The organism is Variovorax endophyticus (assembly GCF_025376855.1).
Classification (GTDB): Bacteria; Pseudomonadota; Gammaproteobacteria; order Burkholderiales; family Burkholderiaceae_C; genus Variovorax.
In genome coordinates this window covers 406,492-428,591 of record NZ_JAHUTH010000002.1, presented here as the reverse complement: position 1 = coordinate 428,591, position 22,100 = coordinate 406,492, and the positions used below count along the sequence as shown (strand labels likewise).

Here is a 22,100-nt window from a genome sequence, read left to right as displayed (position 1 = left end):
CTTGCCGACGCCGACGGCCGAGGTGGCCGTGTAGGCGCTGATCTGGAGGGGGGGAATGCGGGCGGGCATGGCGCTGGCTGGGCGGGGCAAGAGATCGTGGGTCGCACTTCTTCCGAGACTTGTCGACGATATGCAAAGCTTAACAATTGAGGGTGAGGACTCCTGTCAGTGGTGGGCTATGGGTGTCGTCTCCCGAAGAGCCGTCATCGTGGCGCACCGCGAAGTAGCCGCCGTCAGCGCCGTGGGCATCGGCGCGCGAGCAGGTTGCGACATGCGATCGGAGCGAGGTCAAAGACGGCGACGAACATGCCGGAGCTTGCGAGGAGCTTCGCGACGGTCGCATCCGCGGGCTGAACCGCGCGTACGGCGAGACTTGTTCCTGAGACTCAGGTACGGGCGAGGAGGGGGGAGGAGGGGGCAGCCTGTTCCCCGGGTGCGCCGACTCAGAAAGGATCGGAGCGCTCTTCGAAGCTCGCGCACGCGGCGGACAATTGTGATGGTCCCAAAAGCTCAGCATCGCTCGCGCATTCCTGGCCAGCGCCCCGGCCGATGGCTTCGCCAGTCAGAACCTTTGATTGACGGGGGGACGGTCTGGGCACGCTGCAGCTGTTGCAGAGTAAACTGCAGTCGGCCCCCGTCTTAGGTTGCGCCGCCAGCGCGCAATGCCGCCCCTCGGTACCACCGACGCACGGCTCTTGTGAAGCCATGAACGTTAGGCAACTGCGCTACTTTCTCCAAATCGCCGAACTCGGCAGCGTGACGCGCGCTGCGGAGGTCTTGCACATCGCCCAGCCGGCGCTGTCGCGTCAGATGCGCTCGCTCGAAGAAGACCTCGATGCGACGCTGCTACACCGTTCCGAACGTGGTATCACGCTTACGGAGGCTGGGGAATGTCTTCGCGGAAGTGCCGTCGAACTGCTGCGCCATTTCGATCGGGTCCGCTCCGAGGTCCGAGATCGGTCCGGTGACGCCAGCGGTGAGCTCACGATCGCGCTGCCTCCGTCCATGTCGGAGTTGCTCGCGTTTCCGGTCGTACAGCGATTCAGGACCAGTTTTCCTAACGTCTTGCTGAGGGTATTCGAAGGATCAAGCGGAGTCCTCGACGCCTGGTCAATGGTCGCACAGGGCAGGGCCGACCTGGCAGTGGTCGCCTCCGGGGAACCCCTCGCCAGTCTTGAGGCCTTCCCTTTCATCGAAGAGCCAATGTGTCTGATCGGCCCAGCCGAATCAGGTCTTTCCATGGACAAGCCGTTGGCCCTGGAAGATCTTGTCGATCGGCCAATGGTTGCGATGAGCCGCCCGAATGTGGGACGCATGATCGTGGAAAGCGCGATGGCCGAACGGAATTTGCGCCTCAACATTGCGATGGAGGTCAACACTCGGCAACTGGTGTTGAGGGCGGTGGAATCGGGCTTGGGGTTCACGACCCTGCCGGTGTGCTCCGGGAGCGACCTGCTTGAGCGTGGTGCCATCTCCATGGCACCCATCAAGGACGTGATGATCTCCTGGCTTCTGATAAAAGGCCGCGAACAAGGTTTGTCCGTTGCGGGCCAGCGCATGCAACTCATGCTGCGGCAAGTCGCCCATGAGCAGATATCAGGCGGTCGCTGGCCACTTGCCAGACTGAAGGGGTTCATCCCGTCAGGGACGGACGTTGCTCGCCTGCCTTGACGTGACACCGGGATCGGCATGGTCGCCATGCCGAGAAAGCATTTCCGCCGCCATTGCCTCGTTGCTAACCTCTTCTCCAGTCTAATTACTACTAGAGGAGACAGTCGTATGAACAGGCGAAACATGATCGCCGGGTCGCTGGCGTCGATGCTGGGAACCCAACTGCGCGCGCAGGGCGGCAACGGCTATCCGCACCGTCCGGTAACGCTCATTTTCCCCTTTCCCCCTGGATCGCCGGGGGATGCGGAAGCGCGAGAGATCGGCATCTCGATGCAGAAGGCGACTGGTCAGCCGCTCGTCATGGACTATCGCCCCGGCGCAAGCGGCATTATCGGCACGCAGCTCGCCCAGCGAGCTGCACCGGACGGCTACACGCTGCTGTACGGCTCGACGACATCGATCGTGACGGGACCCGCCGTCACCATGAAGTCCCCCTATAGCGGGACAACCGACTTTGAGCCGCTCACGGGAATCGGGCGGATCGACGGGCTCCTGGTTGTGCCGGCCAATTCCAAGTACCACACGGCGCAGGAGCTTGCCGAAGCGCTCAAGGCAAATCCAGGCAAGTTGAACTACGGCACGATCGGGCCCGGCTCGATGTCGCACCTGATCGGCGAGCTCTACCTGCGGACCGTTGGCGCGAAGGCGACGCCTGTCGCGTACAAGGGAACACCGCAGGCCTTGCAGGCGCTGGTTGCCGGAGAAATCGACTTTCTCGCGGACAGTGTGGCGTCAGCCGGCGGCCTCATCGACGCTGGAAGGGTTCGTCCGCTGGCGGTGGCAACCAGCAAGCGCCTGTCACAGTTGCCTGATGTCCCGACACTCACTGAGACCGGACTCAAATTGGTACTCGGGGTGTGGCTCGGGTTGTTTGCGCCGAAAGGGACGCCTCGCTCGGTGCTGGATCAATGGGCGCTATGCGCGAGCGACTATCTGCGCGACGCGGACGTGCGTTCAAAGTTGCTTGCGAGGGGGATAGAGCCGACTCCGAGCACGCCCCAGGAATTTGCGCGTCAGGTTGCGGCAGACGAGGCGCAGTGGCGGCCGCTCATCAGGTCGTTGAACATCCAGACTTGAGAGTTTCGAGTCCGAATACAGCGGGCGACCTTTTGGTCGCCCGCTTTTTTTTGCCTTTCCGCCCATCGCATACACGCCACTGTCCAGGGCATGCCAGCCATGCCACGACAGTATTTCCCGAGCGGGCATGCAATTCCTATTCTTGCCGGCATGGAAAGACAAAAAAGGACGACGCAATGAACCCAATGAAAGAGACTGAAGCTGCCGCGATCATCGACGCCATCGTTGTGGACTGGGACGTCCCCATCACGATGGATGATGGAACGGTTCTGCGTGCCGATGTTTTTCGTCCGGTGGAGGAAGGGCGCTATCCCGTACTGCTGAGCTATGGACCCTACGGCAAAGGACTGGCCTTCCAGGAGGGCTATCCGGCTGCTTGGGAGGGCATGGTCCGCAGCCACCCCGATGTGGCAGAGGGATCCAGTGGCCGGTACCAGAACTGGGAGACGGTCGACCCCGAGAAATGGGTGTGCGATGGTTATGTGTGCATCCGCATCGACAGCCGCGGCGCCGGTCGCTCCCCCGGATTGTTGGATCCCTGGTCAGAGCGAGAGATCAGCGACATTTGCGAGTCGATTGCTTGGGCTGCAGCACAGCCATGGAGCAGCGGCAAGGTCGGCATGAACGGGATCTCCTACTACGGCGTGAACCAGTGGTTCACTGCATCGCGCCGTCCTCCGTCGCTGTCGGCGATCTGTGTCTGGGAAGGTGCAGCCGACATCTATCGGGACGCAGTGCGCCACGGTGGCATCCCTTGCACGGCGTTGTGGAAGTCCTGGTACGGACCGCAGGTCGTGAACGTCCAGCACGGCGCCGGTGACCGCGGGCCGCGCAGTCGCGTGACAAGTGAGCTGGTTGCGGGTCCGGAGACACTGGATGACGAGACTCTTCGCTCTAACCGAGTGGACCTTGAGCACGAGCTGACGAGCCGACCCCTCCCGGACTCGTATTTCGAGGCGCGGTCGGGACGATGGGACTGCGTTGACGTACCGCTCCTCTCGGCGGGCAATTGGGGAGGGCTCGGCCTGCATCTGCGAGGCAATATCGAAGGGTTCACGCAAGCGAGCTCGAAGCAGAAGTGGCTCGAGCTGCATGGCGGCGATCACTGGTCTTCGTTCTACATCGCCAGTTCGGTCGCTCTGCAAAAGAGGTTCTTTGATCACTTCCTAAAAGGAGCTGACAACGGCTGGGACGCCGAACCTCCGGTGAATCTGAACATCCGGCACGTGGACCGGTTCGTCGCTCGGAAGGAGCAGGCATGGCCCATTCCGGACACGCGATGGACCCCGTATTACCTGGAGCCGGGGCAGGCGGCCCTTGGCAGCTCCGTCCCGGTGGACAACGCTTCCGTCACCTACGAGGCCCTTGGGCCGGGCTTGGTATTCATGCTGCCGCCCTCGACCAGTGAACTCGAGGTAACGGGCCCCTTGGCAGCTCGCCTCTACATTTCTTCCGAGACCACCGACGCGGATCTCTTTCTCACCGTTCGCCTGTTCACGCCCGACATGAAGGAGGTCACCTTCCAGGGCGCCAACGACCCTAACACGCCGATCGCGCAAGGGTGGCTGCGTGCGTCGCACCGGAAGCTGGACGCGGATCGTTCCAAACCCTGGCGCCCCTGGCATGCGCACGACGAGATCCTTCCACTCGTGCCCGGCGAAGTTTATCCAGTCGACGTGGAGATCTGGCCGACCAGCATCGTCGTCCCCCCGGGCTACCGATTGGCGCTGAGCATCCGTGGCAAGGACTTCGAGTACGCGGGCCCACCCGTGATGGCGTTGCACCCCGCACACGAAATGCGAGGCTGTGGAGCGTTCGTTCATGACAACGAGCGGGACCGTCCGCGGTCAGTTTTCGGGGGGAAGGTAACGATCCACACCGGCCCGTCGCACCCGTCATCTGTCCTTCTGCCCGTGATCCCGACGCGGGCGTGATTCATCTGTCCTGGAGACTACTTTTGTGAAGCAACAGCGAGTAATCATCAGCTGCGCGGTGACAGGCGGCGTGCATACGCCCACAATGACGCCGCACCTGCCGATCACCCCCCAACAAATCGCGGATGCAGCCGTGGGCGCTGCCGAGGCTGGCGCCGCCATCATCCACTTGCACGCGCGAGACCCCGTTACGGGGCGGCCGGACCAGTCGCCGGAAGCATTCGGCAAGTTCTTGCCGCAGATCAAGGAGCGATGCGACGCGGTGATCAACATCACCACGGGCGGTGCGCCCGGCATGGCTGTAAGCGAGCGCATTCGGCCTGTGATCGAGTTCAAGCCGGAAGTCGCCTCGCTGAACATGGGGTCGATGAACTTCGGCATGTATCCCATGCTGGAGCGCTTCAGCAACTTCAGGTTCGATTGGGAGGCTCCGTTCCTGGAGAGCACCCGCGACCTCGTGTTCAGGAACACCTTCAAAGATATCGAGCACATCCTGGGGGTGGGGTCCGAGGCGGGCACGCGTTTCGAGTTTGAGTGCTACGACACCGCGCACCTGTACAACCTTCGACATTTTCTGGACCGTGGAATGTTGAAGGCCCCTCTCTTCATTCAATCTGTCCTCGGCATTCTGGGAGGGGCGGGGACGCACCCGGAGGATGTGATGCACATGAAGCGGACAGCCGACCGGCTGTTCGGCGATCAGTACCACTGGTCAGTGATCGGAGCAGGCGCCGCGCAGATGCGAGTGGCGGCGCAGGCGGCAACGATGGGCGCAAATGTGCGCGTCGGCCTGGAGGACTCGATCTGGCTTGGCCCCGGCAAGCTGGCTGAGTCGAATGTGGATCAGGTCCGGGCCGTGAGAAAGCTGATCGAAGGATTGGGGCTGGAGATCGCGTCTGCCGAGGAGGCCCGCGAGCGCCTGCACCTCAAGGGCGCTGCAGGTGTCAACTTCTGAAGGAACGAATGTGTCGAAAGTGCTTGTTGTGACCGGTTCCAGCCGGGGTATCGGTGCCGCGATTGCGCTCCTCGGGGCGAAAGAGGGGTACGGGGTTGCGGTGAACTACCGCAGTGATCGTGATGGCGCGGAAGCGCTCGTCCGAAATATTGCGCGCCAAGGAGGCAGGGCCGCTGCGGTCTGTGCGGATGTGTCGACCAGTGCCGGAGCCGCGAAGCTTTTCGCCGAAGTCGATGAGACATTGGGCAGCGTCTCCGTGCTGGTGAACAACGCCGGCATCTCCGGCAGCCGGTGCGCTATCGATGCAATCGACGAGGACAGGCTGCAGCGGATCTTCGAGACGAACGTGTTTTCCGCCTTCTTCTGCTCCCGCGAAGCGGTCAGGCGCATGAGCCGCACCAGCGGAGGCGAAGGCGGATCGATCGTGAACATCTCATCGGCTGCGGCACGGCACGGCGGTATGCCCGAACTTGCTCACTATGCGTCCACCAAAGCCGCGTTGGACGGCATGACCATCGCGCTGGCCAAGGAGCTCGGGCCGCAGGGCGTTCGGGTCAACAGCCTTCGACCGGGTGTGATCGTCACCGAAATGCACGATGAGTTCGGAGGCGCAAAACTCATCGAAAGCATTGCGCCTACGATTCCGATGCAACGCCCGGGCACGGTGGACGAAGTCGCTGAGGCTGTGCTTTGGCTGGCGTCGGAACGCTCATCGTACGTCCATGGTGCTGTCATCGATATCACGGGCGGAAGATAAGATGCTCTTCGAGATGCGGACCTACCAGGTGCTGCCGTCCCGCCTGAAGGACTACCTCAGCATCTACGCAGAGAAGGGCAAGTCGCTTCAGTGTGAAGTCCTTGGGCACTTGGCCGGGTGCTACATGACCGAGGTCGGTGACCTGAACCAGGTGATCTTCATTTGGGGGTTCAGTTCGTTCGAGGACCGTGTGCGCCGGCGTGGCGCGCTCGCCGCGCTTCCTGCGTGGCAAGCGTACGTCGCACAGGTCGCTCCTCTCTTCGTCCGTCAGGAGAGCAGGCTGCTGATGCCGGCAGCTTTCGGCGAGGCTGCGCCGATGAAGGACGAGATGCGGCATTCGCGGGACGTCGGTTAAGCGATGCCGCGCCCGCTTGTCGCCGCACTGGTGTGCGGCAGTCCCCACCGTAACCACGATTTTGATTTCGCGCGGCTGCGGCTCGCCCAGGCTCTCTACGACGCTCACGGCATTCGCACCGATTGCTACAACGACTATGAGGAGTCGGCCGACCTCCTCGGAGTTGACCTGCTCGTCAGCTACACGTCGCAGGTACCGGTGAGTGAAAAAGCGAGTGCAGCGATCCGGCGCTTCCTCGATCGAGGCGGGCGCTGGTTCGCGTTGCATGCGACCAATTCGGTCGCGGGCAATCAGGCGATGCCGAGCATCCTCGGCACACGCTTCATCTCACACCCGAAGTACATGACCTTCCCGGTCAAAGTGACGCGGCAGGAAGAGCCGCTGCTACAAGGCATCCGCGATTTCGACGTGTCCGACGAGCTGTATTGCATCGAGGATGTCACCAGAGACCTCGACGTGTTGCTCCACGCGAACTGGGGCGGTGAAGCGTTCGGCGGCATTCATTTCGAGGAGGCCGATCGCCCGATCCTCTACCGCCGGGCAGTCGGCGATGGCGGCGTACTCTATCTCGCGCTCGGCCACGCCAACCGGCCCTATGACAAGCCTTTCCCGCACCTGCCCGATCAGCTCGACCATCGGGGCCCCTGGGACCTGCCGATGTTCCAAGAGCTGGTGAAGCGTGGCGTCGAATGGGCGGCACAGCGGCGCCCGTTCTGATCACACCCCGCCGCTCGTGCCCGGTCTTTCGAGCGGCGAACCTTGCAACCATTCAACTCGGCGTTCAACGTGGAAGAAAAAATCTCGGATGAGTCGCTCCAACTGCGCTCTGTCGTCACTCATGGAGGACAGGTTGTGCTTTCCCTTGTCAGAGAGCCGCTGGCAGCCCTGAAGCCTGAAGATGTGCTCATTCGCGTCGAGGCCGCTCCAATCAACCCGTCCGACATTGGCGCGATGCTTGGCGCCGCGGACCTCAGTCTGGCGTGGACTGCAGACGGTGCTGCTGGGCCGGAACTTGTGGCGCCTGTACCTGCAGCATCCCTGCCGGCGATGCGATCGAGCAGGGCTGCTTCCATGCCGGTCGGTCTCGAAGGGGCAGGTACGGTCGTGGCGGCAGGAAGTTCACAGGCTGCGCAGTCCTTGATGGGGAAAACGGTTGCAGCGATGGCCGGGGGCATGTACGCGCGCTATCGTTGTGTAGCGGCGGCAGAATGTCTCGTGCTCCCCGAGGGCACCAGTGCGGTAGAGGCTGCCTCCTGCTTCGTCAATCCCCTCGCCGCGTTAGGGATGGTGGAGACGGCTCGCAGGGAGGGCCACACGGCGATTGTCCAAACGGCTGCTGCCTCGAATCTCGGACAGATCCTTCTTCGAATCTGCCTTGCTGATGGTGTCCCGCTCGTCAACGTGGTGCGGTCGCAGCAGCAAGAGGAACTCTTGCGCGCGCAGGGCGCCCGCTACGTGTGCAACTCGAGTTCCGGCGATTTCAGAGATCGACTTGTTGACGCCATTGCGGCCACGGGGGCAACGATTGTCTTGGACCCCATTGGAGGGGGTAGCGGCGGGCAGATTTTGAGCTGCATGGAGGTGGCCATCAGCCGCCGTCCCGGTCAGGCAGCCTCCCGCTACGGCTCGGAAGTTCTTAAACAGTTGTATGTGTACGGCGCTCTCGATCCTCGCCCCATCGAGATACCGCGCGACATCGGTGCTGCATGGGCCGCTGGCGGATGGCTTCTTCTGCGGTACCTCAAGGTGACGCAGCCGCAAATCCTCGACAGGCTCAAAGCTCGGGTTGCCGCAGAAGTCAAGACCACGTTTGCGAGCCACTACGCCCGAGGCATTTCGCTGAAGGAGGTCATCTCACCGGAGGTCCTCAAGGTCTGCGCACATCCCGCGACAGGAATGAAATTCCTGATCGAGCCCTGGAAAAACTGTTGACCGAGCCGTCGGAAATGCCGAGCTCGAATCCGCTGGCCGCAAGAGCGCACGGCGTCTGTTATCTGGAAATGGGAACTCTCCGCATCCGGGCGCCACGCGTTCGTCGAAGTCCTTCGGAGATCACGACCGGGCTCAACTTCCTTGCGACTGAATAGGTGACATCCATGGACACTCCGCTCTTCGACCGGGACCTTCCCCGGACCTCCGCGAACTACGCGTCGCTTTCTCCCTTGCCATTCCTCCAACGAAGCGCCGAGGCATATCCACAGCGCTTGGCCATCGTGCACGGGAACCTGCGCCGCACCTGGTCCGAGGTGTACGTCCGATGCCGACGGTTGGCCTCTGCGCTTCAGCGGCGCGGCATCGGCAAAGGGCAGACGGTGGCGGTCATGCTGCCCAACACGCCTGCGATGGTCGAGGCGCACTTCGGCGTGCCCATGGCCGGCGCGGTACTCAACACCCTCAACACGCGGCTGGATCCCCAAAGCATCGCCTTCATGCTGGACCACGGCGAGGCCCAAGCGGTCATTGTTGATATGGAGTTCGCGCCGGTGCTAAAGAAGGCATTGGCATTGCGTAAGAGTCACTCGCCGCTGCTGCTGGTGGACGTCGATGACCCACTCTACGCCGGACCAGTGGAGCGCATCGGCGAGTTGACCTACAACGTGCTCGTTGCCGAGGGCGATCCACACTTCGCCTGGGATCTGCCGCAAGACGAGTGGGATGCCATCGCCCTGAACTACACCAGCGGCACCACCGGTAACCCCAAGGGCGTCGTCTACCACCACCGTGGCGCGGCATTGAACGCCGTGTCGAATATTCTCGAGTGGGACATGCCCAAGCACGCCGTCTACCTCTGGACGCTGCCGATGTTCCACTGCAATGGCTGGTGCTTTCCCTGGACTATCGCGGCGCGCGCCGGGGTTAACGTGTGCCTGCGAAAGATCGATGTCGACGCGATGGTGGACGCGATCCGCGAGCACGGGGTCACGCACTACTGCGGCGCGCCGATCGTGCATTCGATGCTCGTCAACGCGCCCGACGAACTGACGAGAAAACTGCCGCGCGGGGTCAAGGCGATGGTGGCCGGCGCGGCGCCGCCTGCCTCGATGATCGAGGGCATGGAGCGGCTCGGCTTCGACCTCACCCACGTGTACGGCCTGACCGAGGTTTACGGCCCGGCAATGGTCTGCCCGAAGCACCCTGAATGGGACGGAATGGACATCGGCGAGCGCGCGCGGCTGAACGCCCGCCAGGGCATGCGCTACCACCTGCAGCAGGGCGCCATCGTGATGGATCCGCAGACGATGGTGCCCGTACCATGGGACGGCGTCACCATGGGCGAAATCATGTTCCGCGGCAACATTACGATGAAGGGCTACCTTCGGAACCCGAAGGCAACGCAAGAGGTGTTCGCCGGCGGTTGGTTCCACACGGGCGACCTCGCTGTGCAGTACCCGGACGGCTATATCAAAATCAAGGACCGCAGCAAGGACATCATTATCTCCGGCGGGGAGAACATCTCCTCGATCGAAGTGGAGGATGTCCTGTACCGGCATCCAGACGTGCTGGCTGCCGCGGTGGTGGCCAAGCCTGATCTCAAATGGGGCGAGTCACCGTGCGCTTTCGTCGAGCTCAAGGCGAGCGCGAAGCTCGTGCCCGAAGACATCATCGCGCACTGCAAGAAGCACTTGGCCGGGTTCAAAGTACCGCGAGCTGTGGTCTTCGGCGAACTGCCCAAGACCTCCACCGGCAAGATCCAGAAGTTTGAGCTGCGACGGCTGCTCGAATGAACCGGCGCCGAGCTCGAAGATGGTCGCGAAGCTCGTTGACCGTCGAGCGCCTGGGGCCGCGGTTCTGGCGTCGCCCCTGGACTGCGGCCTGTCTTTAGCACACCGCGCCGGTTGCGGTTGACCGTGCGAAGTTCGAGTCGTTCACCCGCGCTGCCGCCCACCTCAGTTCCGGGATCGTGACACCCGGATCGGCATGGCCTCCATGCCGAGAAAGCATTTCCGCCGCTATTCCCTCGTCGCTAACCTTTGCTTCAGTCACATCATCAATGGCGAAGACGGTCGCATGAACAGGCGAAACATCGTCGCGATGAGCGACATTGCCTGCGCGGCCAGTTCATCGCCGAGCTGCTTTCTTCGTCTCGACATCTTGAGAAGAGGCCAGATGAAATTGCCGTCCTTCGCTCTTGTTCGGGGCCTCCTCTCGACGACTTGACGCAACCCGGCGCGATGCGCTGCCCCACCCAACCCCCCACCAACAGAGATCATCCATGCAACATCTATCCGACCCCGCCGAAGCCTTAGCGGCGGCGCTGCGCGACGCCGAGCATCAGCGCTCCCCCTGCACGCCGTTGCGGCACCAAGCCGAGTCCCTCGGCTGGTCGGTGACTCAGGAGAACGCCTATACCGTGCAGCGCATCAACGAGGCGCGCCGCATATCGAGCGGCGATCGCGTCACGGGCCGCAAGATCGGGCTTACTGCCGCCAGCGTGCAGCGACAGCTTGGCGTAGACCAGCCGGACTACGGCGCGCTCTGGAGCTCCACGGCCTTTGGCGACGGCGCGGAGATTCCGCTGACCGGCTTTATTCGGCCCAAGCTGGAAGCCGAAGTCGCGATCGTGCTCGACAAGGATGTGACGGCCGCCGACGCAACCTTGGCCGACCTCTTCGCGGCCACGGCCTATGCGGTGCCTGCGCTCGAAATCGTGGACAGTCGCATCGCGGCCTGGGACATACACCTGTTCGACACCATCGCCGATAACGCATCGGCCGCCGGCTACGTACTGGGCGCGGACCCGAAACGACTGGATCGGCTGAGTCTGCGCGATGCCGGCATGACACTGACCGAAGACGGCCGCAGCGTGAGCCAGGGCAGCGGCGGCGAGTGCATGGGCCATCCCTTGAATGCTGCTGTCTGGCTGACGCGGCAACTGGCCCGGCTCGGCACCCCGCTGCGCGCCGGCGATGTCGTACTGACCGGGGCGCTCGGACCGATGGTGACGATCACTGCGCCCTCGTTCTTCGAGGCGCATATTGAAGGTCTCGGCCGCGTCGCGGCGCGGTTCGCGTGAACATGCAAGGAACCTTCATGAACAAGATCAAAGCTGCCATCATCGGCAGTGGAAACATCGGCACCGATCTGATGATCAAGGCCCTGCGCGGCGCACGGAACCTCGAGGTGGTCGTGCTAGCCGGCATCGATGCAAACTCCGACGGCCTCGCGCGTGGGCGCCGCCTCGGCGTGGCAACTACCGACCAGGGGGTCGAGGGCCTCGCGCGACATCCCGCCTTCGGCGACATCGACATTGTGTTCGACGCAACCTCGGCTGCCGCGCACGTCCGCAACGACGCCTTCCTGCGCGAGCGCAAGCCGGCCCTCCGCATGGTGGACCTCACGCCGGCCGCCATCGGTCCCTACTGTGTCCCTGTGGTGAACCTTGAAGAACACCTGGACGCGCTAAACCTCAACATGGTCACATGTGGCGGTCAGGCGACCATTCCCATCGTGCATGCTGTCTCGCAAGTGGCGACCGTGCACTATGCCGAGATCGTCGCGTCGGTGTCGAGCCGCTCTGCGGGCCCGGGCACGCGGGCCAACATCGACGAGTTCACGGAGACCACGGCCCGCGCTATCGAAGTTGTGGGAGGGGCGAGGCGGGGCAAGGCCATCATTATTCTTAACCCTGCAGAGCCGCCACTGCTGATGCGCGACACCGTCTACACGCTGAGCGTGGGCGGTGACGAGGCCGCAATCGAAGACTCGGTGCAGGCCATGGTGGCGGCCGTGGAGGGGTACGTGCCGGGCTACCGCCTCAAGCAAGCCGTGCAGTTCGAACACATTCCGCCCGGGCAGGCGCTGCAGATTCCCGGCGTGGGAGGGCTCGCCGGACTGAAGACTTCCGTGTTCCTACAGGTTGAAGGCGCGGCGCACTACCTGCCGGCGTATGCGGGCAACCTCGACATCATGACCAGTGCCGCGCTCGCGAGCGGCGACCGCATCGCGGCGCGCCTGCTGGCCACCCGTGCCATGGCGAACGCGTGAGGAGAATTCCATGAATGACAAAAAGATCTACATTTCTGATGTGACCCTGCGCGATGGCAGTCACGCCATCCGGCACCGGTACACCGTGGAGCAGGTGGCGCAGATCGCGGCCGCGCTCGATGCAGCGGGCGTTGACTCCATCGAGGTCGCCCACGGCGACGGGCTCGCCGGCTCCAGCTTCAATTACGGCTTTGGCGCACACACCGACGTCGAGTGGATCGCCGCGGCGCGCAATGCCGTTCGTCGGGCGCGCATCGCCACCCTGCTCGTGCCAGGCATCGGCACCGTGCACGACCTGAAGGCCGCCCACGCGGCCGGTGCCAGCGTGGTGCGCGTGGCGACGCATTGCACGGAAGCCGACGTCGCAAAGCAGCACATCGAGACCGCGCGCGAGCTTGGCATGGACACCGTCGGCTTCCTCATGATGAGTCACATGACCAGCGCGGCAGAGCTCGCGCAGCAGGCGCTGAAGATGGAAAGCTACGGTGCCACCTGCGTTTACGTCGTCGACTCGGGCGGAGCCTTGGGCATGCAGGACGTGCGTGACCGCTTCCGCGCCCTCAAAGACGTATTGCGCACGGAGACGGCGACCGGTATGCATGCCCACCACAACCTCAGCCTCGGCGTAGCCAACAGCATCGTAGCCGTGGAGGAAGGCTGCGATCGCGTAGACGCGAGCCTGGCTGGAATGGGCGCCGGCGCCGGTAACGCGCCGCTCGAGGTCTTCGTGGCCGCGGCCGAGCGGCTGAATTGGGATCATGGCTGCGACGTCAAGGCGCTGATGGATGCGGCCGACGATATCGTGCGGCCATTGCAAGATCGGCCCGTTCGGGTAGACCGGGAGACTCTGTCGCTTGGCTATGCCGGTGTCTACTCCAGCTTCCTGCGGCATGCGGAAGCCGCCGCGTCACGTTACGGCCTGCCGGCCGTCGAGATTCTGCTCGAACTTGGACGGCGCCGTATGGTTGGCGGTCAAGAAGACATGATTGTGGACGTCGCGCTCGACCTCGCGCGGTCGCGTGACGCCGACTCCGCTACCGATGTCGCTGCGGCAGTCGCCTGATTGCCGGAGATTCCCGCACGACTTTCTGTCCATTCCCTGAACCTGCGTCACGCTCTCTTCCACGAGTGGCTGTCTCGAGCAAGCCGAGCAGGTCATTTGCATGTGGCCGCGCGGCACGCTACCAACTGTACCCAGCGGTCACATAGACGCTGCGACGCTCGCCGTAGTAGCAGCCGGTCGACGACAGGCAGGTCGCCACATAGGTCTTGTCCGCAAGGTTGGACACGTTCAGCGCCAGGCGCAGGCCCTTGAGCGACGGGCGCCAGCGCCCGAGGTCCCAGCGCAGGGCCGCATCCATGAGGGTCACACCGGGCACGCGGAACTGGTTCGCGGCATCGCCGTAGGTGGTGCTGATGCGGCGCACGCCCGCGCCCAGCGACAGCCCGGGCGCGATCTCCATCGGAAAGGCGTAGTCCAGCCACAGGGCCGCCTGGTGCTCGGGCACATAGGGGAAGCGCTTGCCCAGGGTGCTGGCACCCGACGCGTTGGCGTTGGCACGCGTGACCCGGCTGTCGGTGTAGGCATAGGAGGCGATGACATCCAGGCCGCGCGTGAGCGGTGCCTTGGCTTCCAGCTCGAGGCCGCGCACACGCACCTCGCCGGTCTGCTCGCTGAACGATCGGCTCAGTGGATCCGGGGTCAGCACATTGCGCTGCGTCAGCTCATAGACGGCTGCCGTCACCATGGCCTTGGATCCGGCCGGTTGGTACTTCAGACCGGCCTCGATCTGCCGGCCCGTGGTCGGCTCGAAGGGATTGCCCTGCCGGTCGGTGCCGGCGGCCGGCTGGAACGAGGTGCTGTAGCTCAGGTAGGGCGCGAAGCCACTGTCGAAGTTGTACATGAGCGCGGCGCGCCCGGTGAACTTGTCGTCGTGCTGGTCGACGGGTGCCATGCGCGCCGTCGCGGTCGTCAGCGTGCGGGTGTCGGTGTCGGCCTTGTCATAGCGGCCGGCCAGCACGAGGCTCCAGCGGTCCAGGTGGATCTGGTCCTGCAGGTAGAAGCCGGTCTGGCGACGCTTCTGGTCGATATGGGTCGCGACGCCGGGCACGGCGCCGGAATCGGTGCCGAAGACCGGGAGGTAGGCGTTGAAGGGCCGCGTGATGATGCGCAGGTTGGTCTCGTCGAACGCGGACTTCTCATTGGAGAAGTCCACGCCGGCGAGCAGCGTGTGCCGCAACGTGCCGGTGGCGAAGTCCGCCTGCAGCTGCGTGTCGGCGGTCAGCAGGCTGGCCTCCTCGGGGAATGCCCATGCGTAGCGCAGCAGCGAGGACGGGTTGCAGGCCGCCAGGCAGACGGCCTGAATGCGTTGGGTGTACGCGTCGACCTTGCCGTAGCGCAGGTTCTGGCGCACCGTGAAGGTGTCGTTGAAGCGGTGTTCGAATTCGTAGCCCACGAAGCGCTGCCGGTTGCTGAAGCGGTCGTAGCCTGGCTCGCCGACGAAGGTGCGCGTGGGCAGCGCAGCGTAGCGGCTGGTGTCGAGGGTGCCCGCGGCGGGCAGTGCCGGCGCGCCGCCGCCGCCGGGAGAGTCGAGCGACTGCCATTGGCCGAGCACCGTGAGACGCGTTGCGCTGGAAGGGCGGAAGGTCAGCGACGGGGCGAAGTAGGTCTTGCGCTCGGAAACGTGGTCGTAGGAGGTGTTGGCCTCTCGGTGCAGCGCGACCAGCCGGTAGCTCCAGACGCCATCGGCATCGATAGCACCGCCGAGATCGAGCGCTGCCTGGCGCCGGTTGTGGCTGCCGAACTGCAGCTCCACCTCGCGCACCGGCTCGAGCGTGGGGCGCTTGCTGACCATGTTCACCAGCCCGCCAGGCGTAGCCTGCCCGTAGAGCACCGACGACGGCCCCTTGACGACCTCGACGCGTTCCAGCCCCCAGGGCTCGATGCGCGGCTGCGAGTAGCCGCGCGCGCCGAAAGGCAGGCGCAGGTTGTCGAGGTAGCGCGCGGGCGGCGTGAAGCCTCGCAAGGTGAGCCAGTCCAGGCGCAGGTCGGTGTTGCCGTATTGAGCGACGATGCCCGGCGTATAGCGAAGGCTCTCGACCAGCGTGGTCGCGCCCTGCGCGTCCATCTGGTCGCGCGTCACGACGGACACCGACTGCGGCGTCTCCATCAGGGGCGTGTCGGTCTTGGTGCCCGAGACGCTGCGCCGCGCGATGAAGCCGGACACCGGGCCGGTGCCGGTCTCGCGGCTCGCCTGGGGCTCCACGACGATCGCCGGCAGCGACCCGGCCGAGGGCTGACCCGCTGCCGACGGGCTGGCGGGGCGCGACGCATCGCGCTGCAGGGAGTAGATGTTGTCGCCCGTGCGAGTCGCCCTTAGACCGCTGCCCTGGAGGGCCGTTGCGAGCGCTTCCTGCAGGGTGAAGCGTCCGCGCAGGCCTGGGCTGTCGAGCCCGGCGGTGAGGGATGCATCGACCGACAGCAGGATGCCCGACTGGCTGGCGAGCTGCGTGAGAACGCCGGCCAGCGGACCGGGCGCGAGGGCATAGTCGCGCGCGGTCTGCTCCGTGGGCGACTGGGCTCGCGCCGGGTTGGCATGGAGGACGACGACGGCGGCAGGCAGGATGGCGAGCGCCGTGCCCAGCGCGCGCGCCGCGAGGGTGGTACGACGCAGGCGCGAGCGGGGCGGTGGTGCGGGGCGCAGGTCAGGGAGGGAGGAAGTCGAGAGGTCGCGCATGGAGGCTTTGAGCAAATGGAAGGGTTGGTACCTTCCTTGCCACGCGACGGTCGCAAAAGGGGAACCCGCGCCGCGAATTTTTTCAGTGGCGGTTGTCGGTACCCTGCGCGGGCTCGATGGTCACCCACCATGGCAGCACGCGGTTCACCCGTACCGGGAGGGTGGCTTGAAGCGCCGCGAGGATCCGGTCGGTGTCGGCCAGCGGATAGCTGCCCACGATCCGCAGGTCGCGAACCGCCGGGGCGCAGGCGAGGTGGCCGCGCCGGTGGCGCGCCAGCGCATCGATGAAGTCGCCCAGGCGCATGTCGTTGGCGACAAGCTGGCCGCGCGTCCAGCTGTCGCTGCCCGCGTCCGCTGCCGCCGGTGCTTCGACGCGGTCGACGAACAGCCGGGTCTGCTCGTTGGCGCGCAGCGTCAGCGTCAGCGACGGCCCGCCCCGGGCAGGCTGGACGCGCACCGCGCCTTCGAAGACCGTGACGAGTGCCGAGTCGGCAGCGTTGCCGTCGCCCTGCACGGTGAAGCGCGTGCCCAGCGCCGTGAGCCGTCCCTGGGCGACCTCGACGACGAGCGGTCGATCCTCCCAGGCGGGGTCGTGTCCCGTCGACACCAGCACTTCGCCGGCATGCAGGAGGATGCGCCGATGGGTCGTCGTGAAGTCGACATCGACCGCCGAAGCGGTGTTGAGCCAGAGCCGGCTGCCGTCCTCCAGCGCGATCTCACGGCGTTCGCCGGTCTGCGTGCGGTACGTTGCCACCCAGGCGCGCCAGGGCATTTCGCGTTCGAGCAGCCAGCCGGCCACGCCGGCAACGGGCAGCAGGGCCAGCACGCGCAGCGCGCTGCGACGGCGGCGCGTGGCCGTGGCCCGCGTGTCTTCGAGGATCTGGCGCGCAGGGAGATGGCGCACGGACGAGAAGTCCCGGGACACGGCCTCGACCTGTTGCCAGGCGGCACGCGCACCGCCATCCTTGCGCAGCCATGCTTCCCAGCGCAGCCGGTCGCCCGCGGTGGCCGACTCGGACTGCAGCAGGGCAAACCAGGTCGCCGCCTGCTGCAGATGTTCGAACGTCGCCCGGGGCTGTTCCGGGTGCGCCGAGACCGCGGTCATGGCTCCTGCGCGAGAAGAAGGCACTGCAACATCGCCTGGGCCATGTATTTCTTGACCATCCGATCCGACACGCCGAGTTCGAGCGCGATCTCCGCGTAGGTCCGACCGTCGATCTGCGACAGCAGGAAGGCCTTGCGTGCCTTGTCGCTCAGCGTGTTCAGCATGGCGTCGATCCGGCACAGCATTTCCACCGCGATCATTCGCTCCTCGGGGGAGGGGGCGAGGAGCTCGGGCTGTGCGGCGACCGCTTCCGCCCAGGCGCGCTCCACGTCGGCGCGGCGCCAGTGGTTGACGATCACGCCGTGGGCGAGCGTGCGCAGGAATGCGCGTGGCTCGCGCACCTGCGCCAGCTCGCGCGAGGTGATGAGCCGTACGAAGGTGTCGTGCGCCAGGTCCGCGGCCTGGGAACTGCCGCTCAGCCTGCGCAGGAACCAGCCGAGCAGCCACCCATGGTGCTCGCGGTAGATGCTGTCGATCAGCGCGGGGGCTGGCAGGGGGGCGGACATGGGAGCACGAAGGCGTGACAAATAGGAATGGTTCTTATTCTAAAGAATTACATCCTCCGGCATGCCGATGCCGTCGTCGAAGGTTGAAAATCAACTAACGGCGTGGCGCGTTAGCGCATCGGGCTCGATCACCGTTGCGCCAGTACCTCTTGCCGCCAAAGGGGGGGGCAGGATCGGCTGTCGCCGACACGCGCCGTTCAGATTGCAGTCTCACCCGGTGACGTCAGGCCGCAAGCGTACTTAAAGCGCAATCGACTACGCGTGTCGTATTCGAGTACTGCATTTATCGCGATTGCATCGTTTAGGCTGCCATGCCCACCAAGAGGTGCCGGCGTTCGGCGAGATTTCGGCCGCCCCCAATCACCGGACGCGCGGGGGGCCATGGGAACTCCGCGGGAACGCTGGTGCAACTGCCCGGATGCGCTGAAAGTTGATAAAGTATTACCCATGACTACCGCGAGTTCTTCTTCGTCCATCGCGCCCACGCCGGTCAAACTCGACCCCCAGCTCAAGGGCCGGCTCAAGCGTCTGGCCGAGGCGCGCCACCGCGCGCCGCACTGGCTCATGCGCGAGGCGATCGCGCAGTATGTGGAGCGGGAGGAAAAGCGTCAGGAGCTTCATGAACAAGCGGTGGCCGCCTGGGATGAGTTTCAGCAGACGGGTCTGCACGTCACGGCCGAAGAAGTGAGTGCTTGGTTGGACAGTTGGGGCACGGACAACGAGCAGCCTGAGCCTGAATGCCACAAGTGAGGTTCGCGCCTGCGGCGCTGCGCGACCTGCAGCGTTTGCGTGAGTTCTTGCGTCCGAAAAACCCGCAAGCAGCGCGGCGCGCTGCTCTAAGCATTCTGCAGGGCGTGAAGGTGCTGGGTTTGCAGCCGTTGATCGGACGGCCGCTGGAGGATTTGCCGTCTGAGTATCGCGAGTGGGTGATCGACTTCGGTAGCGGCGGTTACGTATCGCTTTACCGGTACGACGAAGACATTGATGTGGTCACGGTACTGGCTCTGCGTGATCAGCGCGAGGCCGGCTACTGACCCAGCGAATTCTGGTTTAGGGCGACTTGCTGACTCAGTGAATCTTGGATGTTGTTTGGGCCGTCGGCAAGGCCTGCCTCTTGTCCACGACTGTTTGCTCCCGCTGGTTACGGGGGCATGACGGGAGTGGATAGCGGCATTGGAATGAGGTGCCCTGCCTTGGCGGCAGTGGCATCAGCACCTCACGAGCTCGCTCAGAACTCATCAATCGTGTGAGATCTCGCTGCGCCGAACCAGGCCTCCCCATCTGACGCGAGCGATCAAACCATCTCGCGCTGGATGCGCGCGACCTCGCAGTTCTTCGCGGTGACCGATACGCAGCGCGTGCTGTCGCCATCGGGGCGGCGGCGGTCAATACAGCCCCGCGATCCGTGCAAAGCCGGCGGGTTGTACCATCGCCTTCTTGTGATTCCCTTAAGCCGCACCAGCCCACACCGCGGGTCGGCGCGCGGCCCAAGGCATCGTCTGTTCCAGTTGCCCGGCCAGCCGCAGCAGCAGGTCTTCGCGCGCAAACCCTCCCATGAACTGGATTCCGATCGGCAGTCCGGTATCGGGGTCGACGCACAGCGGCACCGACATGGCCGGCGTACCTGCGACATTGGCTGGCGGCGTGAAGGGCGTATGGCGGAAGACCCGCGCGGTCCAGTCGAGGCCGCTCATGCGCTCGGCGCCTTCGCTGTAGTTGCCGAGCGCGCCCGGCATCTCGGGCAGCGTGGGGGTCATGAGCACGTCCATGTCGTCGAACCAGGCGCCCACCGCGCGCGATACGGTGTTGCGGACCTCGAAAGCCGCCGCGAAATCGACAGCACGTGCCTCCTGGCCGTAGCGGTAGTTGGCAAGCGTCGAAGGCTCCAGGGTGCTCGCAGCGATCGGGCGCCCCGTGGCGGCGGCGAGCCCGTCGATCCAGCGTACGAGCGTTGCGCACCAGATCTGCGCGTTGGCATGCACGAAGGCTTCCCACGAGACCCCCAGCACGGGCGCCACCTCCTCGACGCGATGACCGAGCGACTGCAGATGGGCTGCGACGTCGCGCGCGGCCTGCGCGATGGGGTCGGCCGTCTGTACGCCATTCCAAGGATGCAGCATGAGCCCGATGCGAAGCCTGCCGGGATCGCGCCCGACCTGAGACAGGAAGCCTTCGGCAGGCGCCGGCGTGTAGTACGGATCGCCTTGGGAATAGCCCTGTACGGCATCCATCAGCGCGGCGCTGTCGCGCACGGAGCGGCTCAGACCCAGTTGCACGCCCAGACCGCCAAAGACTTCATCAAGCGCCGGCCCGTTTGAGGTGCGCCCGCGCGTCGGCTTGAGACCGAAAAGCCCGTTGTAGGCGGCGGGAACCCGGATCGAGCCGGCCGCATCGGTTGCGTGCGCGATCGGCACGATACCTGCCGCCACCGCGGCGCCCGAGCCGCCACTGGAGCCGCCCGCGCTCAAGGTGGGGTTCCACGGATTGCGGGTGGCGCCTTGCTGCACCGACTCGGTTTCGGTGCTGAAGGCCATCTCGGGTGTGGTCGTGCGCCCGACGGTGACCAGACCGGCACGCCGGTAGTGGCGCATCAGCAGCGAATCGTCCGCGGCGACCAGCCCATCGGCGAGACGGCTGCCAAGTTCGCAGCGCCGTCCGGCCATCTGGATCGCAAGGTCCTTGATGAGAAACGGCACGCCTGCGAGCGGACCGTTCGTGGCCTTAGCCGTGGCGAGATCCACCTCTTCGGGCGTCCACTGCTCGACGACGGCATTGACGGCGGGGTTGACCGCATCGGCCGCCGCGAGGGCCAGGGCGGCGAGTTCGGCCGGCCGGACGTCGCCCTTGGCCACCAGGCGGGCCAGGTCGACAGCGTCGAAATTCGCGTATTCGCTCAAGTTCATGGTGTTCTTCCGTGGCAGTGAAGCACCGAAGATAAGCAGGGGCGGCCAGTTTGATTAGCCCATCGAAGTGGCAAGAATTGGCCCATGGATGGGACAATGTGCACCGATGCCATTGAAGAGATCGCCGCCATGAGAAGAGATGTGAACGACACCCTCGTGTTCGTGCGGGTTGTGCAGGAAGGCAGTTTCACCGCGGCGGCGCATGCGCTGCAGATACCGAAGACGACGGTCAGCCGACGGGTCCTCGAGCTCGAAAAGCATGTGGGCGCGCAGTTGCTGAGGCGCACCACGCGCAAGCTCAGCCTCACCGAGGCCGGTGCGATCTACTACGAACACTGTCGAGGCATTGCAGCGACGCTGGAGCATGCAGAGGGAGAGGTCCACAAGCTGCGCGACGGCCCGCGCGGCTGGCTCCGCTTGACGATGCCCTATTCATTCGGCGTCGACTGGATTGCTCCGCTGCTGCCAGGCTTTCGTGCGCGCTACCCAGACGTGAAGATCGAGATCGTGGCATCGCATGCGACGCTCGACCTGGTCGAGTCCGAGATCGACATCGCGCTGCGCCTGGGCGAACTGCCCGACTCCAGTCTCGTCGCGCGCCGGCTCGCGAGCTTTCCGTCGGGTGCTTTCGCGAGCCCTGCCTACGTCAAGCGCGCCGGTCTTCCCCCATCGCCGGAGCAACTGTGCGACCACCGCACACTCACGTTGCATCAGGCGCGTCGTGACGTGGGGTATGTGTGGCCCATGCGCAAGGGCACGGGCAAGCCGCGCGGGTTTCTCGTCCATCCCGTCATCGTCGCGAGCGATCCATTTTTCCTGCATCCCGCGCTGCTGCAGGGCGAAGGAATTTCCTTGGCGATGGAGATGAGCATGGCGGCCGACGTGAAGGCGCGCCGGCTTGTGCGCGTGCTTCCCGGGTGGTGGGGACCGCCGCAGGAACTCAATGCCCTGTCGTCACGCGAGCATTTGCCGTCGCCAAAGGTGCAGGCATTCATTGCCTACCTGAAGGAGCAACTGCGCTTCCCTTTGGCCGATGCAGGCCAGTCCAGTGCTTTGCGCAGACCTCCACGACTCATCACCTGAGCGACCCGCCAAGAAGAGAGAACGCCAAGGGC

General features: G+C 64.8%; 20 protein-coding genes. 16 read left to right on the top strand and 4 right to left on the bottom strand.

Going from position 1 to position 22,100, the window contains the following annotated elements; genetic code table 11:
• Positions 1-705: 705 nt before the first annotated feature.
• From KV106_RS04755 to dmpG, 13 genes are all read left to right on the top strand, one after another.
• Positions 706-1,671, top strand: a complete 966-nt coding sequence (locus KV106_RS04755) for a LysR family transcriptional regulator (protein ID WP_203206421.1) — start codon at positions 706-708, stop codon at positions 1,669-1,671.
• A 108-nt stretch (positions 1,672-1,779) separates the two neighbouring features.
• A complete protein-coding gene (locus KV106_RS04750) occupies positions 1,780-2,748 on the top strand; it encodes a Bug family tripartite tricarboxylate transporter substrate binding protein (RefSeq protein WP_203206422.1) in 969 nt (322 codons plus the stop codon).
• Positions 2,749-2,924: 176 nt separating this feature from the next.
• Positions 2,925-4,682: a CocE/NonD family hydrolase gene (locus KV106_RS04745; protein ID WP_261206564.1), complete on the top strand. Its 1,758-nt coding sequence runs from the start codon at positions 2,925-2,927 to the stop codon at positions 4,680-4,682.
• Positions 4,683-4,707: 25 nt separating this feature from the next.
• Positions 4,708-5,637 carry a 3,5-dioxohexanoate:acetyl-CoA acetone transferase gene (gene kce / locus KV106_RS04740; RefSeq protein WP_203206424.1) on the top strand — a complete coding sequence of 310 codons (930 nt, stop codon included), beginning with the start codon at positions 4,708-4,710 and terminating at the stop codon, positions 5,635-5,637.
• A 10-nt stretch (positions 5,638-5,647) separates the two neighbouring features.
• Positions 5,648-6,394 (top strand): SDR family oxidoreductase, encoded by a 747-nt coding sequence (locus KV106_RS04735; RefSeq protein ID WP_261206562.1) that lies wholly within the window; start codon positions 5,648-5,650, stop codon positions 6,392-6,394.
• Position 6,395: 1 nt separating this feature from the next.
• Positions 6,396-6,749 (top strand): NIPSNAP family protein, encoded by a 354-nt coding sequence (locus KV106_RS04730; protein ID WP_209542299.1) that lies wholly within the window; start codon positions 6,396-6,398, stop codon positions 6,747-6,749.
• Positions 6,750-6,752: 3 nt separating this feature from the next.
• On the top strand, positions 6,753-7,466 hold the full coding sequence (locus KV106_RS04725; RefSeq protein ID WP_261206556.1) for a ThuA domain-containing protein: 714 nt from the start codon (positions 6,753-6,755) through the stop codon (positions 7,464-7,466).
• Positions 7,467-7,508: 42 nt separating this feature from the next.
• Positions 7,509-8,681, top strand: coding sequence for an alcohol dehydrogenase catalytic domain-containing protein (locus KV106_RS04720; RefSeq protein WP_261206554.1), 1,173 nt, complete (start codon positions 7,509-7,511; stop codon positions 8,679-8,681).
• A 164-nt stretch (positions 8,682-8,845) separates the two neighbouring features.
• Positions 8,846-10,474: an acyl-CoA synthetase gene (locus KV106_RS04715; protein ID WP_261206552.1), complete on the top strand. Its 1,629-nt coding sequence runs from the start codon at positions 8,846-8,848 to the stop codon at positions 10,472-10,474.
• Positions 10,475-10,667: 193 nt separating this feature from the next.
• A complete protein-coding gene (locus KV106_RS04710; protein ID WP_261206550.1) occupies positions 10,668-10,907 on the top strand; it encodes a hypothetical protein in 240 nt (79 codons plus the stop codon).
• Between the two features lie 55 nt (positions 10,908-10,962).
• Complete coding sequence (locus KV106_RS04705; RefSeq protein ID WP_261206547.1) at positions 10,963-11,763, top strand: 2-keto-4-pentenoate hydratase; 801 nt, start codon at positions 10,963-10,965, stop codon at positions 11,761-11,763.
• 17 nt (positions 11,764-11,780) lie between these two features.
• The gene (locus KV106_RS04700; RefSeq protein WP_209542296.1) at positions 11,781-12,734 is read left to right on the top strand and encodes an acetaldehyde dehydrogenase (acetylating); all 954 of its coding nucleotides are present in this window, start codon (positions 11,781-11,783) and stop codon (positions 12,732-12,734) included.
• A 10-nt stretch (positions 12,735-12,744) separates the two neighbouring features.
• Positions 12,745-13,797, top strand: a complete 1,053-nt coding sequence (gene dmpG, locus KV106_RS04695; protein WP_203206431.1) for a 4-hydroxy-2-oxovalerate aldolase — start codon at positions 12,745-12,747, stop codon at positions 13,795-13,797.
• A gap of 118 nt (positions 13,798-13,915) precedes the next feature.
• Here dmpG and KV106_RS04690 read toward each other — a convergent pair whose 3' ends face one another.
• From KV106_RS04690 to KV106_RS04680, 3 genes are all read right to left on the bottom strand, one after another.
• Positions 13,916-16,486, bottom strand: a complete 2,571-nt coding sequence (locus KV106_RS04690; protein ID WP_261206540.1) for a TonB-dependent siderophore receptor — start codon at positions 16,484-16,486, stop codon at positions 13,916-13,918.
• 67 nt (positions 16,487-16,553) lie between these two features.
• Positions 16,554-17,576, bottom strand: coding sequence for a FecR domain-containing protein (locus KV106_RS04685; protein ID WP_261206537.1), 1,023 nt, complete (start codon positions 17,574-17,576; stop codon positions 16,554-16,556).
• Positions 17,573-18,082 (bottom strand): sigma-70 family RNA polymerase sigma factor, encoded by a 510-nt coding sequence (locus KV106_RS04680; protein WP_057596820.1) that lies wholly within the window; start codon positions 18,080-18,082, stop codon positions 17,573-17,575. Before KV106_RS04680 ends, KV106_RS04685 begins: the two co-directional genes overlap by 4 nt.
• A 447-nt stretch (positions 18,083-18,529) precedes the next feature.
• Between KV106_RS04680 and KV106_RS04675 the strand changes: the two genes are divergently transcribed.
• Both KV106_RS04675 and KV106_RS04670 read left to right on the top strand, forming a co-directional pair.
• A complete protein-coding gene (locus KV106_RS04675; protein WP_261206535.1) occupies positions 18,530-18,832 on the top strand; it encodes a CopG family ribbon-helix-helix protein in 303 nt (100 codons plus the stop codon).
• Positions 18,820-19,116, top strand: a complete 297-nt coding sequence (locus KV106_RS04670) for a type II toxin-antitoxin system RelE/ParE family toxin (RefSeq protein ID WP_261206533.1) — start codon at positions 18,820-18,822, stop codon at positions 19,114-19,116. Before KV106_RS04675 ends, KV106_RS04670 begins: the two co-directional genes overlap by 13 nt.
• Before the next feature lie 414 nt (positions 19,117-19,530).
• Here the strand turns inward: KV106_RS04670 and KV106_RS04665 are convergent, their stop codons facing one another.
• Positions 19,531-20,985 (bottom strand): amidase, encoded by a 1,455-nt coding sequence (locus tag KV106_RS04665; RefSeq protein ID WP_261206531.1) that lies wholly within the window; start codon positions 20,983-20,985, stop codon positions 19,531-19,533.
• Between the two features lie 96 nt (positions 20,986-21,081).
• Here KV106_RS04665 and KV106_RS04660 point away from each other — a divergent pair, with 96 nt between their 5' ends.
• Entirely contained in the window at positions 21,082-22,068 is a 987-nt protein-coding gene (locus KV106_RS04660; RefSeq protein ID WP_314733627.1) for a LysR family transcriptional regulator, read from the top strand.
• The last annotated feature ends 32 nt before the right edge of the window (positions 22,069-22,100 follow it).

Bases quoted from the DNA above. Each gene is read 5' to 3' on its own strand.
- KV106_RS04755 (WP_203206421.1), top strand. From the start codon at position 706: ATGAACGTTAGGCAACTGCGCTACTTTCTCCAAATCGCCGAACTCGGC.
- KV106_RS04750 (WP_203206422.1), top strand. From the start codon at position 1,780: ATGAACAGGCGAAACATGATCGCCGGGTCGCTGGCGTCGATGCTGGGA.
- KV106_RS04745 (WP_261206564.1), top strand. From the start codon at position 2,925: ATGAACCCAATGAAAGAGACTGAAGCTGCCGCGATCATCGACGCCATC.
- KV106_RS04730 (WP_209542299.1), top strand. From the start codon at position 6,396: ATGCTCTTCGAGATGCGGACCTACCAGGTGCTGCCGTCCCGCCTGAAG.
- KV106_RS04725 (WP_261206556.1), top strand. From the start codon at position 6,753: ATGCCGCGCCCGCTTGTCGCCGCACTGGTGTGCGGCAGTCCCCACCGT.
- KV106_RS04715 (WP_261206552.1), top strand. From the start codon at position 8,846: ATGGACACTCCGCTCTTCGACCGGGACCTTCCCCGGACCTCCGCGAAC.
- KV106_RS04710 (WP_261206550.1), top strand. From the start codon at position 10,668: ATGGCCTCCATGCCGAGAAAGCATTTCCGCCGCTATTCCCTCGTCGCT.
- KV106_RS04705 (WP_261206547.1), top strand. From the start codon at position 10,963: ATGCAACATCTATCCGACCCCGCCGAAGCCTTAGCGGCGGCGCTGCGC.
- KV106_RS04700 (WP_209542296.1), top strand. From the start codon at position 11,781: ATGAACAAGATCAAAGCTGCCATCATCGGCAGTGGAAACATCGGCACC.
- dmpG (WP_203206431.1), top strand. From the start codon at position 12,745: ATGAATGACAAAAAGATCTACATTTCTGATGTGACCCTGCGCGATGGC.
- KV106_RS04685 (WP_261206537.1), bottom strand. From the start codon at position 17,576: ATGACCGCGGTCTCGGCGCACCCGGAACAGCCCCGGGCGACGTTCGAA.
- KV106_RS04680 (WP_057596820.1), bottom strand. From the start codon at position 18,082: ATGTCCGCCCCCCTGCCAGCCCCCGCGCTGATCGACAGCATCTACCGC.
- KV106_RS04675 (WP_261206535.1), top strand. From the start codon at position 18,530: ATGACTACCGCGAGTTCTTCTTCGTCCATCGCGCCCACGCCGGTCAAA.
- KV106_RS04670 (WP_261206533.1), top strand. From the start codon at position 18,820: ATGCCACAAGTGAGGTTCGCGCCTGCGGCGCTGCGCGACCTGCAGCGT.
- KV106_RS04665 (WP_261206531.1), bottom strand. From the start codon at position 20,985: ATGAACTTGAGCGAATACGCGAATTTCGACGCTGTCGACCTGGCCCGC.
- KV106_RS04660 (WP_314733627.1), top strand. From the start codon at position 21,082: ATGTGCACCGATGCCATTGAAGAGATCGCCGCCATGAGAAGAGATGTG.